This window comes from Burkholderia sp. BCC1993, assembly GCF_905339865.1.
Taxonomy (GTDB): Bacteria; Pseudomonadota; Gammaproteobacteria; order Burkholderiales; family Burkholderiaceae; genus Burkholderia.
Genome location: NZ_CAJPGZ010000008.1, coordinates 240,450 through 257,181 on the forward strand (window position 1 = coordinate 240,450; position 16,732 = coordinate 257,181).

The following is a 16,732-nucleotide window of genomic DNA, read 5'->3' on the forward strand; positions in this document are numbered from 1 at the left end:
CAACACAAGGCGACACTTAATACTTCGCAATCCTCTTCATCAAAACGCATTGCGCCCGACGAAGCCGCGCACGACCGTCATCAGAATGATCTTCATGTCGAACCAGAAGCTCCAGTTCTGCATGTAGAACAGGTCGAACTTCACGCGCGCAGCCATCGCCTCGACCTTGCGCGTCTCGCCGCGATAGCCGTTCACCTGCGCCCATCCCGTGATCCCCGGCCGGACGCGATAGCGATACATGTAGCAGTCGATCAGTTGCCGGTAGAAGTCGTCGTGTTCGATCGCGTGCGGTCGCGGGCCGACCACCGACATCTGGCCGAACAGCACGTTGAAGAACTGCGGCAACTCGTCGAGCGACGTGCGCCGCAGGAACGCGCCGACCGGCGTGATGCGCGCATCGTTGCGCGAGGCCTGTCGCACGATACCGGGCTGTACGCGATGCACGCGCATCGTCCTGAACTTGAGGATATGGAACTCGCGCCCGTCGGCCCCCTTGCGGCGCTGCCTGAACAAGACGGGCCCCGGCGACGACAGCTTCACCGCGATCGCCAGCGCTGCGAGCAGCGGCAGCAGCGGAATCAGCACGGCGACGGCGAACAGCCGGTCGAACGCGAACTTCGCCCACAGTTCCGGCGCGGAACGCGGCGTGGTCGCGAGGTTGATGGCCGGCATGCCGAGCACATCGGTCGCGGATCGCTCGACGACCGCCATCTGCCGCACGTCCGGCAACAGCCGCAGTTCGACGAACTCGTCGCGCAGTTCGCGCACGATGCGCTGGATGCGCGACTCGTGCGACATCGGCAGCGTGAGCCACACTTCGTCGATCTCGCCGCCGCGGATCATGCGCCGCAACGCGACCCAGTCGTCGATCACCGGCACGCCGCCGATCCCGTCAGCCGTAGCCGCGGCCGCTGCATCGTCGTCGAACACGCAGGCAGCCGCGAACGGTCCGGCCGGTTCGAGCTGCATGCGCTCGATCGCCACCCGTCCGTAAGCGGTCGCCCCGACGACCGCAACCCGCCGCTGCCGCGCGCGCGGATCGCCACGCTTCATCGCCAGCGCGCACAGTGCCAGCCTGCCGAGCAGCAGTGCCGCGTCGCCGGACAGCACGGTCCGCGCGATCCAGCGCGTCGTGACCGTGCCGCCGCGGTTCATGATCCACATCGTGCCGGCCACCGTCAGCGTGCCCACGCACACGACGGCCACCACCGTGCGCGTCAGCACGACACCGCCGTCATGCGGCGACGCCGCGCCGCGCGTCACGTGCACGCTGCGCGGCAACAGCGCGACGGTCAGCACGCACAGCAATGCGATCGTGCCGCGCTGCGCGTCCGACAGATCGTGCCACGCGAGCCCCATCGCAGCTTGCGCGGCGAGCGCACCGGCCAGCACGAGCGCAACATCGACCGCGGCGATCGCGGCGCGCCGCATCGCATTCGTTCCACCCGCCATCGCATGCATCGTCACGCACCGTGCGCGGGGAAACCGCCGTGCAGGTCCTGCATGCGCGGCCGCACCGGCAACGCACGCGCGCCGGCCCGCGTGCCGAGCAACCGGCGATAGTCCGCGCGAATCAGCTCATAGCACTCGCATGCCTGGCGCTCGAGACCGTCGCGATCGAGCACGGTGATGCGGCCGCGACGCTGACGGATCAGCCCGGCTTCCTGCAGGTTGCCGGCCGCTTCCGTCACGCCTTCGCGACGCACGCCGAGCATGTTCGCGATCGTCTGCTGCGTGACGGCCAGTTCGTCGCCGTCGATCCGGTCATGCGCGAGCAGCAGCCAGCGGCTCAACTGCTCGCTGACCGAGTGATGCCGGTTGCACAACGCGCTGCGCGATATCTGCGCCATCGTCGCCTGGCAGTAGTTCAGCAGCAGCCGATACGTCGCCGGCGAACGTTCGAATTCCGAGCGCATCACGCAGGTCGGCACGCGGTAGGCCATCCCGCCGATACGGACTTCGACGCGGTTCGATACCGCGATGCCGCCGACGAGCGTCGCCAGGCCGACCACACCTTCGCGGCCGACCACGGCGACCTCGACCATCGCTCCGTCCTCCATCAGGTGCTGCACCGACATCATGGCGGTCGTCGGGAAATGCAGGTGGCGCATCGGTTCCCCGACACGATCGAGCATGCCGGCCTTGATCCGGACCAGTTCGAGGTGCGGTGCGATGGCGCGGATGCTGTCCTCCGGAAGGGCATCAAGGATGGCATTCGCCGAGTAGCTCGAGTGAAGATGAAGCATGTCTGTATCCCTTTTATCGTCCGCGCCGCATGCAGCCGCGTCAGCGGAACTCGTTATCGCGATGCGCGCCCGGACGGCGACGCGGGTTGCGGCCCACAACCCTCGATCCAATCGACCCTCGGCGTCTCGCCACTGGATCGAATCGGCAGTCCCGTTTTCGACACGCCCGTCCTGATAAGCGATTTACGTGCCAATACCCGCCTCATCCTTAATATATAAATGACTCGCGATTTAGAACCCCCGAATAGCCGGCCGAAAACCGCAAAAAACGTCTCATTTCCGGACACTCTCCGTCGTCGCGGACGCAGCCGGCGATTCGACTGATCATTGGGCGCGGGGGCAGGCAGTGGCACCGGCAGCAGCGCCGGAGTCTTATCGTTCAAGAACTTACATCCGGTTTTCAATTGTTTCCGTGATGTCTCACACGGATCCGAGTCGCATGCCGCACGCTCGAATGGTCGTTTGAAACTGTCTCAAATATGAATCGTCGGATTAATTTACGGCTTTGTAAGCGAACGCACATATCTCACGCAACATCATGATTAAATTGATAAATCATGACCATTAATCTCAATTGTCAAACAATGTTCAATGCATTCTTGATATTTTTCTTGTACGATGCACATCGTTGCCTGATTGATTCTCGATCAACACCGAATTCGCGATTCATCCGCCAATTCATTTCGGCGTGATTAATTCGTACGAAGATGATCTTCAAATACATATAACCTTTGCATTTACCTTGAATCGTCAAACTTTGTGAAGTGACGTAATGCGCAATTTATCGAATTGAATTGCGTGCTAGCCTTTTCCGCCATCGGCATTCGAATTTCGATGAACACAAATCCGCACGTGCGTGCTAAATCCCCGTGGATGGCGCCGCGCGATGTGCGATCGCTCCCTACGAGGATTCGCCGTGACCCACCAGGCCAATGACGCCGCCGCCCACGCGAGCGGCATGATCGAGCTTTCCCACAGCTTCGACGCCAACCGGTTCCTCGCGGCCCTCGACCGCGACGAACGCGCCACGCTGATTGCCAACCTTCAACTCGTTCACCTGAAATCGGGCCAGGTGCTGTGCGAACCGGGTGAAATGCTCACCGCGGTCTACCTGCCCGTCACGACGGCGATTTCGCTGCAGTACGTGTCGTCCGGCGGCATGACGCTGGAAGTGGCCGAGATCGGCAGCGAGAGCGTCGTCTGCGACGACGTGATCGGCGGCAGCGGCCGGATGCCGTGTCGTGCCGTCGCATGCCGCGACGGCTTCGTCTACCGGCTCGACCGGCGCATCTTCGCCGCCGCGTTCGACGCGTCGCCGGTGATTCGCCATCTGGTGTTCGTCTGCGTGCGGCTGCTCATGGCCCAGGTCTCGCAGATCACGTTCTGCAGCCGCCATCACGTGCTCAAACATCAGTTATGCAGATGGTTCCTGCTCGCGTATGACCGGTCGCGCAGCATCGAGATCCAGATCACCCACAGCATGCTCGCGCAGATGCTCGGCGTGCGGCGCGAAACGGTCACGGACGCGGCCGGGGAAATCCAGAAACTCGGCCTGATCCGCCAGTACCGGAGCTCGATCGAGCTTGCCGACCTTGCGGGCCTCGAGAAAATGTCGTGCGGCTGCCGCGCGATCGTGCGTGACGAGATGAAGCGCATCCTGTCGGCCGACTCGGGCGTGAGCACCGCGGCACGCGCGTGATGCGCACGGCGTGTCGGCGCACGCGTGCGATCCGAGTCAGCCGATTGTAGGGTGGCGAACAGAACGCCGGGCGTGCGAATGGTCTACTGATGCCGGACTGCCGGGGGGATGTCAGCGCGCTGCGCGCGTCCGCCCTTGCGGACGACACCACACACGCCGGAGCAGCACGTGAAAAACGAAATCAGAACCATCCTCAAGCACGTCGCCCACCTCGAAGCCGCGATCGATTCGATCGGTGACGGGGATGACCTCTACGAAGCGGGCCTCTCCTCGCTCGATACGATCCAGCTGATGCTCGCGATCGAGAAGCAGTTCAACATCGAGATTCCCGACGAGATGCTGAACCGTAATCTGTTCCGCAGCGTCGACGCGCTCGCGGACACAATCGCGACCCTGCAACGCGCCGAGCATTCCGCATGAGCGCGCTGCTTCCCGAACTCGCGGCCGACGACGAACCACGCCGGCTCGACGAGGCCGCGCACGCGGTCGCGCAAATCGCCGCCCAGCACGCGGATGCGGTCGACCGGGACGCGCGCTGCCCCGTCGAGGCGATCGAGGCCATGCGTGCGCGCCGCCTGCTGAGCGCAATGGTCCCGACCCAGCTCGGCGGTGCCGGCGCGTCGCTGGCCGACATCGCATCGGCATGCTCGATTCTCGGCCAGGCCTGCGCATCGTCGGCGATGGTGTTCGCGATGCACCAGATCCAGGTGGCCTGCATCGTCAATCACGCGGCCGACCAGGGCTGGCACAAGCTGTTCCTGCAACAGCTCGTGCGCCATCAGTGGCTGCTCGCGTCGGCGACGTCGGAGGACGGCGTCGGCGGCAACCTGCGCGCGAGCCAGTGCGCGCTCGAGACCAACGGCGGCGAATTCCGGCTGCACAAATCCGCGCCGACGATCTCGTACGGCGACTACGCGGACGGCATCCTCGCGACCGCGCGGCGCGACGCCGACGCGCCGGCGTCCGAGCAGGTGCTCGTCACGGTGCTGCGCGACGGCTATACGCTCACGCGCCGCGGCGAATGGGACACGCTCGGCATGCGCGGCACGTGCAGCAACGGCTTCGTGCTCGATGCACAGGGCACGACCGTGCAATGCCTGCCCGTGCCGTTCGCGCAGATCGCCGAACAGACGATGGTGCCGGTTTCGCACATCCTGTGGGCGGCGGTGTGGATCGGCGTGGCCGGCGACGCGTTCCATCGCGCGCACCAGTTCTTCCGCACGCAGGCGCGCCAGACCGACGGTGCGCCGTCGCCCGCGTCGCGGCGCATCGCCGAATCGCTTGCGCTGATGCAGGCGATGCAGGCCCGCGTCGACAGCGTGCTGCGCCTCTATGCCAGCGCGTCGCCCCGCTCGTGGTCGGCCGGCATGGCCTGGGCCGCCGAAATCAACACGCTGAAGACCTATGTGTCGTCGACCGCGCTCGAAGTCGCCCAGCAGGCGATGATGATCTGCGGGATGGCCGGCTACAAGCACGGCACGCCGTTCAGCATCGGCCGCCACCTGCGCGACCTGCACGCGGCGCCGCTGATGATCAGCAACGACCGCATTGCCGCCAATACCTCGAGCCTGCTGCTCGCACTGCGTCCCGCGACGCTGGAGAAACATTCGTGAACGATCGCCTCTCCGTACCCTCCGCCGCCACCCCGTCCGACGCGCCGCTCGACCGCGCGGGCGTCAATCCGCTGCGCGACGAGCTGATCGATGCGGGCCTGCTCGTGTCGACCGGCATCCAGGGCCTGTTCGGCCGCAGCGAGCGGTTCGAGCGCGTCGTCGAAGCGCTCGACGCCTTCGTCACGCGCCTCGGCGCCGACCAGCAGGCCGAAGTGCTGCGCTTCCCGCCGGCGATGAGCCGCACCGAATTCGAGCGCAGCGAATACATGAAGAGCTTCCCGCAACTCGCGGGCAGCGTGCATGCGTTCTGCGGCGACGAACAGCGGCACCAGCGCGTGCTGCAGTGTCTCGACCGCGGCGAGGACTGGACCGAAAGCCAGAAGCCGACCTACGTCGTGATGACGCCGGCCGCCTGCTATCCGGTCTATCCGGTCGTCGCGCGCGCCGGTGCGCTGCCCGACGACGGCCGCATCGTCGACGTGTTCTCGTATTGCTTCCGCCACGAGCCGTCGCTCGACCCGACCCGCATGCAGCTGTTCCGGATGCGCGAATACGTGCGGATCGGCACGCCCGAGCAGATCGTCGCGTTCCGCGCGACGTGGATGGAGCGCGGCACGCGGATGATCGAGGCGCTGCGCCTGCCGAACGCGATCGATCTCGCGAACGATCCGTTCTTCGGGCGCGGCGGCAAGATCGTCGCAAACAGCCAGCGCGAGCAGAACCTGAAGTTCGAGCTGCTGATCCCGATCGAGCACGACGACCGCCAGACCGCGTGCCTGAGCTTCAACTACCACATGGATCACTTCGGGCTGCTGTGGGACATCCGCACCGCGACGGGCGACGTCGCGCACACGGGCTGCGTCGGCTTCGGCCTCGAGCGGCTGACGCTCGCGCTGTTCCGTCATCACGGTTTCGACCTCGACGCATGGCCGGCCGACGTTCGCGACGTGCTGTGGGGTACGCGATGAAATTCGTGTCCCGCGACGGCGAGGACGCGTCGTTCGAGGACGTGCGCCACCGCGCTCGCCACTACCGGCCGCACCCGCTGCACAGTCAGGAGATGGTCTGGAAACAGACCAACTGCTACGTCGACATGTGGCTCGAGGTGCTCCGGTGGTGGGGCCTCAATCCGTACGCGGCACTGCCGTTTACGATCGCGCTCGATTTCGAGGGCGACCAGTTCACGTTCTTCAAGTTTCCGCACGACGAACTGGAGCGACTGTACGGCATCGTCGTGCAGGAACACTCGATCTACGAGCCGCTCGACCAGCACATCGAGACGCAGGTCGCGCGCGGTCACCTGATGATCGTCGAGGTCGACGCGTGGTTCCTGCCGGACACGCGCGGCAGCAGCTACCGCACGCAGCATACGAAGACGACGATCGGCATCGACTCGATCGATCGCACGCGCCGCCAGATCGGCTACTTCCACAACAGCGGCTATTACGTAGCCGAGGATTTCGACTACAACGGGCTCGTTGGCGGCAGTTCGCCAATGCCGCTGCCGCCGTACGTCGAGTGCGCGAAGCGGCGTTTCGCACCGCTCGACGAGCGCGCGCTGTGCGAAGTCTCGCTCGCGTCGCTGCAGCGGCATCTGCGCCGGCTGCCGGTCGTCAATCCGGTCACGGCGTTCCGGCGCCAGTTGCAGCTCGATGCGCAATCGCTCGCCGGTTCCCCGCTCGAACGCTTCCACGCGTACTCGTTCAATTCGGTGCGGCAACTCGGCGCGAACTTCGAACTGTTCGGCCACTACACGCGCTGGCTGCAGGCGAGCGGCTGCGTCGGGCCGTTCGCCGAGATTCGTACCGCCTGCGACCGCATCGCGTCCGAGGCGATGGTGCTGGAGTTCCGGCTGGCGCGGGCGTGCGCGCGCGGCAAGGAAGAGCACGGCGACGCGACGCTCGAAGCGATCGAAGCGGCTTACGCCGACCTGATCGACTGCGCGCGGCAGATCGCCCCGCCGCTGCAGCACGCGGTGCCCGTTCGCGTCGACGCGGCCCCCGTGCCGTTGATGCGGTGACACGTGCGCACACCGCGCTCGCGTGGTCACTGCTCGCCACGGCCGCGGGTGCCGCGAGCACGCCGCTCGATCTTCCCGCCGACGGCTGGATCGCCGCCCCCGTCCCCGGCACGGTCGCGCAGGCGCTCGCGCTGGCCGGCCGGCCCGACGATACCGCGTCGCTCGACGAGCGCGACCACTGGTATCGCGTCGAACTGCACGGGCACGGGCCGCGCGTGCTGCGCTTTCACGGCCTCGCGACGCTCGCCGAGGCATGGCTCGACGACACGCCGATCCTGCGCTCGGACAGCATGTTCGTCGCGCACGACGTGCCCGTGTCGCTCGACGGCACGCACCGGCTGACCGTCTGCTTCCGCGCCCTCGCGCCGCACCTGCGCGATGTGCGCGCACCGCGCCGTGCACGCTGGCGCACGCGGCTCGCCGAACCGGCGACGTTGCGCACCGTTCGCACGTCGCTGCTCGGGCACATGCCCGGCTGGTTTCCGCGCTGCGTGCCGACCGGTCCGTGGCGGCCCGTCGACGTGCTGGACCCTGCCGACGGTCCCGTTCTCGTTCATTGCGACCTGCACGCGCGCCTCGACGGCGATACCGGCTGGCTCGATGCGGCACTCGCGTTCGCCGGGCCGCTGCCCGATGCGTTCACGGCCCGGCTGTCGTGCGGCGAGCACCACGCGACGCTCGAACGCCGCGGCGCCGACCGGCTGCATGCGACCGTCGCAGTGCCGAACGTGCGCCGCTGGTGGCCGCACACGCATGGCGAACCGGTGCTTTACGAGGTCGCATTGCACATCGGTGCCGACCGGCGGCCGCTCGGCGCGACGGGCTTTCGCACGATCGAACCGGACGTGGGCGACGACGGCAAGGGGTTCGGGTTGCGCGTCAACGGCGTGCGCGTGTTCGCGCGCGGCGCATGCTGGAGCAGCGCCGCACCGCTCGCGCTGCACGCGGACGACGCGACCTATGGCCGCCTGCTCGGATACGCGCGCGACGCCGGCTTCAACATGATTCGCGTCGGCGGCACGATGACCTACGAGGCCGACGCATTCCATGCGTGGTGCGACCGGCTCGGACTGCTCGTCTGGCAGGACTTCATGTTCGCGAACTTCGACTATGCGCTCGACGATCGCGCCTTCGCGGATGCCGTCGGTCGCGAAGCCGAACAGTTCCTCACGCGCCTGCGCGCGTCGCCGTCGCTCGCGGTGCTGTGCGGCGGCAGCGAGATTGCGCAGCAGGCCGCGATGTCCGGACTCGGGCCGAAGCAGCGCTTTCTCGAACTGACCGCCGAGCGCCTCGCCGATCATGCGGCGGCACGGCGGCCCGACGCGCTGTACGTCCCCGACTCGCCCGACGGCGGCGTACTGCCGTTCATGCCGCGCGAGCGCGTGTCGCACTATTACGGTGTCGGCGCGTACCTTCGCCCGCTCGACGACGCGCGTCGCGCCGACGTGCGCTTCGCGAGCGAATGCCTCGCGTTCGCGAACGTGCCGTGCGATGCGATGCTCGCCAGCCTCGGCTGGCCGGGCGTGCACGAGCCGCGGTGGAAAGCGGCCGTGCCGCGCGACCCCGGCACGTCGTGGGATTTCGACGATATTCGCGATCACTATCTGCAGACGTTGTACGACGTGGCGCCCGACCGCCTGCGGCGCGAGGATCCGTCGCGCTACTTCGAGCTGTCGCGCGCGGTGATCGCGGACCTGATGCGGGACACGTTCTCGGAGTGGCGGCGCACCGGCTCGCGCTGCGCGGGCGCGCTCGTCTGGCAGTTCCAGGATGTGATGGCGGGTGCCGGATGGGGCTTGCTCGATGCGGCGCATCGGCCGAAATCGGCGTGGTATGCGCTGCGCCAGGTACTTCAACCGGTGCAGGTCCTGCTCGTCGACGAAGGGCTGAACGGGCTCGACGTGCACGTGATCAACGAGCGGCCGGCGCCGCTGTCGGCGGCCGTCGAGCTGGTCGCGCTGCGCGACGGCCGCACGCCGGTCGCGCGTGCCGGCGGTCCGGTCCGGATCGCCGCGCACGACACGGTGCGGCTCGATTCGGCTGAATTGCTCGGCCGCTTCTTCGACTGGACCTACGCGTATCGCTTCGGCCCGTGCGAGCACGATACCGTCGTCGCGACACTGCGCGCCGACGACGGCACGCTGCTGTCGCAGGCGTTCTACTTCCCGTCCCGCACGCACCCGGCCGTGTTCGCCCGCCGCGAACCCGGCATCGAGGCATGCGTGTCGCGCACCGGCGACATGTGGCACGTCGACATCGGCACGCGCCACGTCGCACGTCACGTGCAGATCGATGCACAGGGCTTCGTGCCGCGCGACGACTGGTTCGATCTCGCGCCCGGCACGCCGGCGCGTGTCGCGCTGGTACCGCTCGCGAACACCGGCGGCCATGCTGCCGCCGGCGCGCCGCCGACCGTCGAAATCCGCGCGGTCAACGCCGCGCGAACCGTGCGCGCGGCGTTGACCGGCTGACGCAAGCGGGCGCGGGACCGGGATCACGCGCGCGCACGCGCTCGCACGGCCGCACCGCGCACGTCAGTCCGACGACCCCGTGCCGCGCGGCCGCTCGATGCCGTACGCTTCCATCCAGCGATAGAGCGTTGCACGCGACACGCCGAGCTCGCGCGCGGAAGCGGCGACGCGTCCGCGCGTGCGCAGCAGCGCGGTTTCGATCGCTTCGCGCTCGATCGACTTGCGGATGTCGGCCACCGACGGCGACGCCGCGTCGAGACAGTATTCGAGCTCGAGGTCCTGCGCGGTGATCAGGCGCCCTTCCGTCATCACGACCGCGCGCCGCACGCGGTTGATCAGTTCGCGCACGTTGCCCGGCCAGTCATGCTTGTAGAGCGCCGTGATCGCATCCGTCGAAAAGCCGCGCACGCGATGGCGCGCGTCGCCGCGAAAGCGTTCGAGCATGTGATGCGCGAGCAGTTCGATGTCCTTGCCGCGCGCGCGCAGCGGCGGCTGGTCGATGCGCATCACGCAAAGACGGTGGAACAGGTCCGCGCGGAAACGCCCTTCTTCCATCGCTTCGCGCAGGTCGACGTGCGTCGCGGAGACGATCCTCACGTCGACCTGCACCGGGTCGCTGCCGCCGAGGCGATGAATCGCGCGCTCCTGCAGGAAGCGAAGCAGGCTTGCCTGGCTCTCGTGCGGCAGGTCGCCGATTTCGTCGAGCAGCAGCGTGCCGCCGTTTGCGGCCTCGACGTAGCCGATCTTGCGCGCGTTCGCGCCGGTAAACGCGCCGCGCTCATAGCCGAACAGTTCCGATTGCAGCAGGTGGGGCGGGATCGCACCGCAGTTGACCGCGACGAACGGGCCGTTGCGCCGTTCCGAATGACGATGGATCGCGACGGCCGTCAGTTCCTTGCCGGTTCCCGTCTCGCCGAACACGAACACCGGCGCGTCGGTGCGCGCGAAGCGCCGCACCGTATCGAACAGCCGCAGCATCGCGCTGCAGGTGCCGACGATGCCGTTCTCCTGCGATTCGAGGCGTTCCCGATCGCGCGCGAACAGGCATTCCATTCCGTACGCATGGCCGACCGTATCGGCAATGCGTTGGTGCGATGCGGGCAACGTGATGTAGTCGAAGCAATAGTCGCGCAACAGCGCGCGCACGTTCGTCGAGGCCGTCTGACCGGTCTCGACGAGCGCGACCCACACGACGTCGCGCATCGACGCGCAGGTCGACGCGATGCTGCCGATCGCGTCGGCGTGACCGCCGCTCAGGTCGAGGATGCCGCAGGTGATTTCGCCGGAGGTGTCGCGCAATTCGCTCGCGTGCGCGACGACCGTCACTTTCCAGTCGCGTCGCGCGAGTTCCTTGCGCAGCATGACGGACGGCGACTGGGTCCAGTAAATCAGAGGACGCTGCCCGGTAGTCCTCTCCCCGCCGGCGCTCTTATCGCGCGTTATTGGCATATTCATAGCGAACCATCACTTTCTCCACTCCGCGAACCGTTCGCGTGCGCTGCGGTCGGCGGCGCATGGCCGCCTGTCCGCGCTGCGTTTCCGCAGCTTTGGCGAAGATCGAAACTGCACACGGCGAGAGCCCCCGGAGGTCGAGCCGAATGTCATCCGGCCTCGTTGTCATCGAACTCGAAGGGAACGCGCGGCCGCGGGAGCCGCGGCGTTCCGGCTTTCATACGACGCGCCGTCAGGCGGAGCGCGTCGGCAAACGGGAATTCCGTCCGCATTTGCGTCGCGTCGTACACGACAGCCGCGCCCGATGCTGAACCGGATGGCCGCCAACCCGCTTTCGGAATGGTGGCCTCATTTCATCCGTTCCTGAATCTACACCCCGTATCGAGATGGCCTTGTTACCAAAAGATAAAATCGATTCAGCCGATTACGCTGCCGCCCCGCCGGCGCGGCGCGCGTTTAGCGCCTCGGATTTGATTATCCACGACCATTCCCTTCAAACAGTGCCAAATACCACTTTTCTGCAAGATCGGCGCGTTCCATTGCCCGCGATTCTCGCCTGAATCGCACAAATAATCCGGACAGCGTTTTGCATCCGTGGGTAATCGCGCGTCCCGTGCGACACCGCCACGACGCATCGAACGCGGGCGAACCGCGCGTGTTCGTTACAACATCGTAACGAAGCAGACGGTCGTGTCGTCCGTCTCCTGACGCGATGCAGCATGGCGTCCATGCCTGTCGTGCCACCCACGATCGCTGCCGACATGCCGGTGCGACAGGCACTGTGCTGCTGCAAGCCCGCATGCAGCGCGAACGCGTCGGGCAGCGCACCGTCGCAAGTATGCGCGTGTTGGCCGGCGCGTCGAAACGATCGTGTCCGGATGAAGGATGCGCGCATCGCGAGGACATCGACGATGCGGCAGATGTTGGCCTGCGAGCGGAGCCGGTCGCGATGCGCGACCGGCCCGCCGTGAACGATCGCAATCTTCAAGTACAGCCCCCGATTCTTCAATCGCGTTCGATGCGGACGGCCCGCTGCACGGTTCGCAGCGGGCCGTCGCGACGAATCAATTATGGGAAAGCCGGCATGCGGCCACTGTGTGCTACCGCACAGTGCCCCGCTCACGGCGCGGCCCGTTTCGCGCTGCCGGCATCGGCCGCACGAAACGGGCATAACAGGCATAACGGGAGTGTGAGTACGCTTTCGAACAGACCGGCGTGCCCCGCATCCGCATTATGAACATCGGCGAGCCGCACCGAACGCACGCGTTCATGCGGCTCGGCGTGCTGAAGGCTTCACATGAGGACCGCATCATGGAATGGCATTGTTGTGAATTCGAACATCTGAGCGCCGTCGATCTCTATGCAATCCTGCGCTCGCGCAACGCAGTGCTGGTGGTCGAGGATGCGCACACGCATCTCGACATCGACGGCAAGGATGCGCATGCGCTGCACGTGTTCGCGTGCATGCACAAGGGCGACACGACGGAAGTCGTCGCCTACGCGCGCGTGCTGCCCGGCGACGACGCCGACCCGGACGTCGTGATCGACAAGGTGCTGACGAGCGAGGCGTGTCGCGACGACCGCACCCTCGAGCAACTCATGCAGCGCGCGCTCACGGCCGCGCAGGCCGCGTGGCCCGACGTGGCGGTGCGCACGCACGTGCCTGTACAACGCCAGGCCTTCTACAAGCGTTTCGGATTCCGTAAGGCCTACGGCCCCTATCTCGAACAGGGCGCGCCGTTCATCGGTCTCGTCCGGCCGGCCGACCGTGCCGCCGGCGCGCTGCGCCAGCTGCTGTCCCGGACCGTCTCGGCACCGCGATCGCGAAACGAGGACACGCGCGTCGACGGCCGCGCACACAACCGGCTGCCCGCCGATACCGGAGCCAATCGATGAACGCCAACCTTCGCCCGGTTCCCGATCCCGAGCTGCCCTGCGTCCTGCCCGTCATACTCGCCGGCGGTTCCGGCACGCGCCTCTGGCCGCTGTCGCGCGAGCAGTATCCGAAACAGCTGATCGAGCTGACCTCGAACGAATCGCCGCTGTCGGCGACCGCGCGCCGCCTGAACGGCATCGCGAACGCGGCGCTCGGCGACACGCTGCTGCTGGTGTGCGGCGAACAGCATCGCATCATGAGCGCCGCGCAGGTGCTCGGGCGCGCGGCGCCCGCCCGCATCCTGCTCGAACCGGCCGCGCGCAATACGGCGCCTGCGCTGACGCTCGCGGCGCTCGACGCCAGCGTGCTCGCGGACGACCCCATCCTCGCGGTCATGCCGGCCGATCACGTGATCGGCGACGTCGCCGCGTTCCAGGAAGCGGTCGGGCGCGCGGCGCGCTACGCGCTGGAAGGCGCGATCGTCACGCTCGGCGTGCTGCCGCGCCGCGCGGAAACCGGCTACGGTTACATCCAGGTCGGCGAACCGCGCGCCGGCCGCCTCGGCGGACAAGGCGGCTATGCGATCGGGCGCTTCGTCGAGAAGCCGAACGCCGCGCTCGCCGAACGCTATCTTCATTCGGGCGATTACTGGTGGAACAGCGGGATTTTCGTCACGCGCGCGTCGATCTGGCTCAAGGCGATCGGCGCGCTCGCGCCCGACATCCATGCGGCCTGCGACGCGGCATGGCGCGCGGGCACCGCCGAGCATCCGTTCTTCCGGATCGACGCGGCGGCATTCGACGCATGCCCGTCCGACTCGATCGACTACGCGGTCATGGAGCGACTCGCGGAGCACCCCGAACTCGGCATCGAAGGCATCGTGGTGCCGCTGTCCGCAGGCTGGTCGGACGTCGGCACCTGGGATGCGATCTGGGAAATCATGCCGAAGGACGATCAGGGCAACGTCGCGCGCGGCCCGATCGTGTTCGAGGACACGCAGGACAGTCTCGTGCGCTCGGAGGGCCGGCTGATTGCGTGCGTCGGGATGAAGGACGTCGTCGTGATCGAGACGCCCGATGCGGTGCTGGTCGCGAACAAGCACGACGTGCAGCGCGTGAAGAACATCGTCGCGCGCCTGAAGACCGAGCAGCGCCCGCAGGCGAGCGAACACCGCAAGGTGCAGCGGCCGTGGGGCCACTACGATTCGATCGATCTCGGCGAGCGGTTCCAGGTGAAGCGGATCGTCGTCGAACCCGGCAAGCAATTGTCGTTGCAGATGCACTATCACCGGGCCGAGCACTGGATCGTCGTGCGCGGCACCGCGAAGGTCACGCGCGGCAGCGAGGTCTTCCTGCTCAGCGAAAACGAATCGACCTATATCGCCGTCGGTGAGGTCCACCGCCTCGAGAATCCCGGCCGGATTCCGCTCGAGATCATCGAGGTGCAGTCGGGTGATTATCTCGGCGAAGACGATATCGTGCGGTTCGATGATCAGTATGGAAGGCCGGTCGTTGAGACCGCGCGGCAGCGACCGTCGCTCGCCTCGCGCGAACCGGACGAGGAAGCCGCGGAACGCACCGTCATCCGGTAAGCGCATGCGGATCGAGGCGGCGTGCGCGCTGGCGATGCGAGCCGCCGCGCGAACAACGGGTGGCCGCCTGTTCGCCGCATGGCGCCGCCGACCGGCGGCCCACGCGACGCACGATCAGTCGATGCCGCCTTGCGACCAGCGCGCTTGCCTGACGGATTCGCGCACGCACGGCAACAACGACGTATCCGCGCCGATCGCGTCACCTGCTGCCGACAGCGGCTGACGCGCGGCCGCACACGGCGCGCCCCTCGCCTGCCCTCCCGACGTCCCCGCCGGCCGGCCGGTCGCGCAATCGTGCGCAGGGTCGACCCGGACCGGCATTCCACCGATCCCCGACAGTTGATTGTCCGCGAGCCGCACGCCCGACACGTTTCCCCACAGGCGAATGCCGTCGAATCGCGCATGCGACACGCGGTTGCCGATCACGGTCACGCGCGACACCGAACCCGACCACGTGCTGACCTCGATCGCCGCCTGCTGCGTTACCGGGCGAGGATTGGCCCGGTCCGTCGCGGTCTGGATGTCCGCGATCGAGTTGCCCTCGATGCGGATGTCGGACGAGCCGGCAGTGCGATTGCTGTCTTCCTGCGCGACGAGGATCCCCGAGCTCACCTGTACGTTGCGCACGATGTTGTTCGAGATGGTGACGTTCGCACCGCCGACCACCGTGATGCCCCGGCCCCACGGATTGCCCTCCAGCGAGTTGCCGGTGATCAGCACGTTGCGCGTCAGCACGCCTTCAGCCTGGTAACTCACCACGGCGATCATGTCGTCGCCGGTGCCGCGCACGACGTTGCCCTGCACGAGCACGTTGTGCGAGCCGTGCGTCATGTGAATGCCGTCCGCCAGCGTCGACAGTACCTCGTTGCCGACGATCGCGACGTCAGCGCCGCCGAACACGAAGACCCCGCCGCCCGCACCACCGTCGATGACGTTGTCGAGCACCTGCACGCCGCGCCCCGTCACCTCGACCTTCGAAGACTCCGGCGTCGTGAGGCGTGTCGTGCCGGTTCCGGTGAACCGGAAGCCGACGAGCGTCGTACCCTCGCCGCGCATCTCGATCGTCTGGTCGTCGGGGGTTGTCGCGATCAGCGTCGCGCCGTAGCCCGACAACACCACATTCCGCTGCCGCACGACCAGCGACCGGCCGACCACATACCGCCCCGGGGCGAACACCAGTCGCTGACCAGGCTGCAACGCGTCCAGCGCATGTTGCAGCATGTCGGCCTGATCGGCCGCGTCCGCAGCGGGACGCACGTACGCATCCGGTACATTCGCATGAAGTGCACCAGGTGCGGGCGTGCCAGATGCCGCCGCGACACTGTCCGGCCACGCCAGCCCGCCTGCCATGCACATGCCGGCGATCGCCGCGCATGCAAGGAACGGGCTTTGTGATCTACGCATATCGAATCGACTCCCTCGAATCACTTCACGCGCACCGGCTGGCGCACCCGAATCGCCGCATGCCGGCCGAGCTGCCCGCACGCGATAACGCCGAAGCGGTCGACGCCATACGCTCGATTAGATCATTCGAGCCAGCCGGGTTTCGGTGCGTCAACAGACCAATGCCTCCCGCCTGCACGGCGCGATCTGACATACCGTTCGATGACGCGTCGCGCCACCCATGAAGCAAATCGCCGAACGGTAGGCTCGCGAACCGAGTGCCGATCGACGATGCGTATCATGGCCACCACGCGACGCGACCGTGCTGCGGCATCGCTCAAAGGCACCGGTCGCACCCGATCCGGCGTCGCGGCCCCGGCG

Annotated in this window: 13 protein-coding genes; 8 read left to right on the forward strand and 5 right to left on the reverse strand. The window is 67.1% G+C overall.

Annotated elements, in window-relative coordinates; all coding sequences use genetic code 11:
- Positions 1 to 39: 39 nt before the first annotated feature.
- Together U4Y91_RS15555 and U4Y91_RS15560 are read right to left on the reverse strand one after the other, a co-directional pair.
- Entirely contained in the window at positions 40 to 1,452 is a 1,413-nt protein-coding gene (locus U4Y91_RS15555; protein ID WP_321805761.1) for an undecaprenyl-phosphate glucose phosphotransferase, read from the reverse strand.
- Positions 1,453 to 1,463: 11 nt separating this feature from the next.
- Positions 1,464 to 2,246, reverse strand: coding sequence for a Crp/Fnr family transcriptional regulator (locus tag U4Y91_RS15560; protein WP_321805762.1), 783 nt, complete (start codon positions 2,244 to 2,246; stop codon positions 1,464 to 1,466).
- Between the two features lie 916 nt (positions 2,247 to 3,162).
- Between U4Y91_RS15560 and U4Y91_RS15565 the strand changes: the two genes are divergently transcribed.
- The 6 genes from U4Y91_RS15565 to U4Y91_RS15590 all read left to right on the forward strand — a co-directional run bounded on the left by U4Y91_RS15565 (position 3,163) and on the right by U4Y91_RS15590 (position 10,049).
- Positions 3,163 to 3,945: a Crp/Fnr family transcriptional regulator gene (locus U4Y91_RS15565; RefSeq protein WP_321805763.1), complete on the forward strand. Its 783-nt coding sequence runs from the start codon at positions 3,163 to 3,165 to the stop codon at positions 3,943 to 3,945.
- Positions 3,946 to 4,113: 168 nt separating this feature from the next.
- Positions 4,114 to 4,365 carry an acyl carrier protein gene (locus U4Y91_RS15570; protein ID WP_044842951.1) on the forward strand — a complete coding sequence of 84 codons (252 nt, stop codon included), beginning with the start codon at positions 4,114 to 4,116 and terminating at the stop codon, positions 4,363 to 4,365.
- A complete protein-coding gene (locus tag U4Y91_RS15575; RefSeq protein WP_321805764.1) occupies positions 4,362 to 5,558 on the forward strand; it encodes an acyl-CoA dehydrogenase family protein in 1,197 nt (398 codons plus the stop codon). The genes U4Y91_RS15570 and U4Y91_RS15575 overlap by 4 nt, the downstream gene beginning before the upstream one ends.
- Positions 5,555 to 6,526 carry an amino acid--[acyl-carrier-protein] ligase gene (locus U4Y91_RS15580; protein ID WP_321805765.1) on the forward strand — a complete coding sequence of 324 codons (972 nt, stop codon included), beginning with the start codon at positions 5,555 to 5,557 and terminating at the stop codon, positions 6,524 to 6,526. The genes U4Y91_RS15575 and U4Y91_RS15580 overlap by 4 nt, the downstream gene beginning before the upstream one ends.
- The gene (locus tag U4Y91_RS15585) at positions 6,523 to 7,578 is read left to right on the forward strand and encodes a DUF1839 family protein (RefSeq protein WP_321805766.1); all 1,056 of its coding nucleotides are present in this window, start codon (positions 6,523 to 6,525) and stop codon (positions 7,576 to 7,578) included. The genes U4Y91_RS15580 and U4Y91_RS15585 overlap by 4 nt, the downstream gene beginning before the upstream one ends.
- Positions 7,575 to 10,049 (forward strand): glycosyl hydrolase 2 galactose-binding domain-containing protein, encoded by a 2,475-nt coding sequence (locus U4Y91_RS15590; RefSeq protein WP_321805767.1) that lies wholly within the window; start codon positions 7,575 to 7,577, stop codon positions 10,047 to 10,049. Before U4Y91_RS15585 ends, U4Y91_RS15590 begins: the two co-directional genes overlap by 4 nt.
- A gap of 63 nt (positions 10,050 to 10,112) precedes the next feature.
- Here the strand turns inward: U4Y91_RS15590 and U4Y91_RS15595 are convergent, their stop codons facing one another.
- Complete coding sequence (locus U4Y91_RS15595; protein WP_321805768.1) at positions 10,113 to 11,504, reverse strand: sigma-54 dependent transcriptional regulator; 1,392 nt, start codon at positions 11,502 to 11,504, stop codon at positions 10,113 to 10,115.
- A 490-nt stretch (positions 11,505 to 11,994) separates the two neighbouring features.
- Positions 11,995 to 12,489, reverse strand: coding sequence for a hypothetical protein (locus U4Y91_RS15600; protein ID WP_321805769.1), 495 nt, complete (start codon positions 12,487 to 12,489; stop codon positions 11,995 to 11,997).
- Between the two features lie 323 nt (positions 12,490 to 12,812).
- Here U4Y91_RS15600 and U4Y91_RS15605 point away from each other — a divergent pair, with 323 nt between their 5' ends.
- Together U4Y91_RS15605 and U4Y91_RS15610 are read left to right on the forward strand one after the other, a co-directional pair.
- A complete protein-coding gene (locus U4Y91_RS15605) occupies positions 12,813 to 13,397 on the forward strand; it encodes a drug:proton antiporter (RefSeq protein WP_321805770.1) in 585 nt (194 codons plus the stop codon).
- The gene (locus U4Y91_RS15610; protein WP_321805771.1) at positions 13,394 to 14,968 is read left to right on the forward strand and encodes a mannose-1-phosphate guanylyltransferase/mannose-6-phosphate isomerase; all 1,575 of its coding nucleotides are present in this window, start codon (positions 13,394 to 13,396) and stop codon (positions 14,966 to 14,968) included. The genes U4Y91_RS15605 and U4Y91_RS15610 overlap by 4 nt, the downstream gene beginning before the upstream one ends.
- Positions 14,969 to 15,082: 114 nt before the next feature.
- Here the strand turns inward: U4Y91_RS15610 and U4Y91_RS15615 are convergent, their stop codons facing one another.
- Positions 15,083 to 16,372, reverse strand: coding sequence for a right-handed parallel beta-helix repeat-containing protein (locus U4Y91_RS15615; RefSeq protein WP_321805861.1), 1,290 nt, complete (start codon positions 16,370 to 16,372; stop codon positions 15,083 to 15,085).
- Positions 16,373 to 16,732 lie beyond the last annotated feature (360 nt).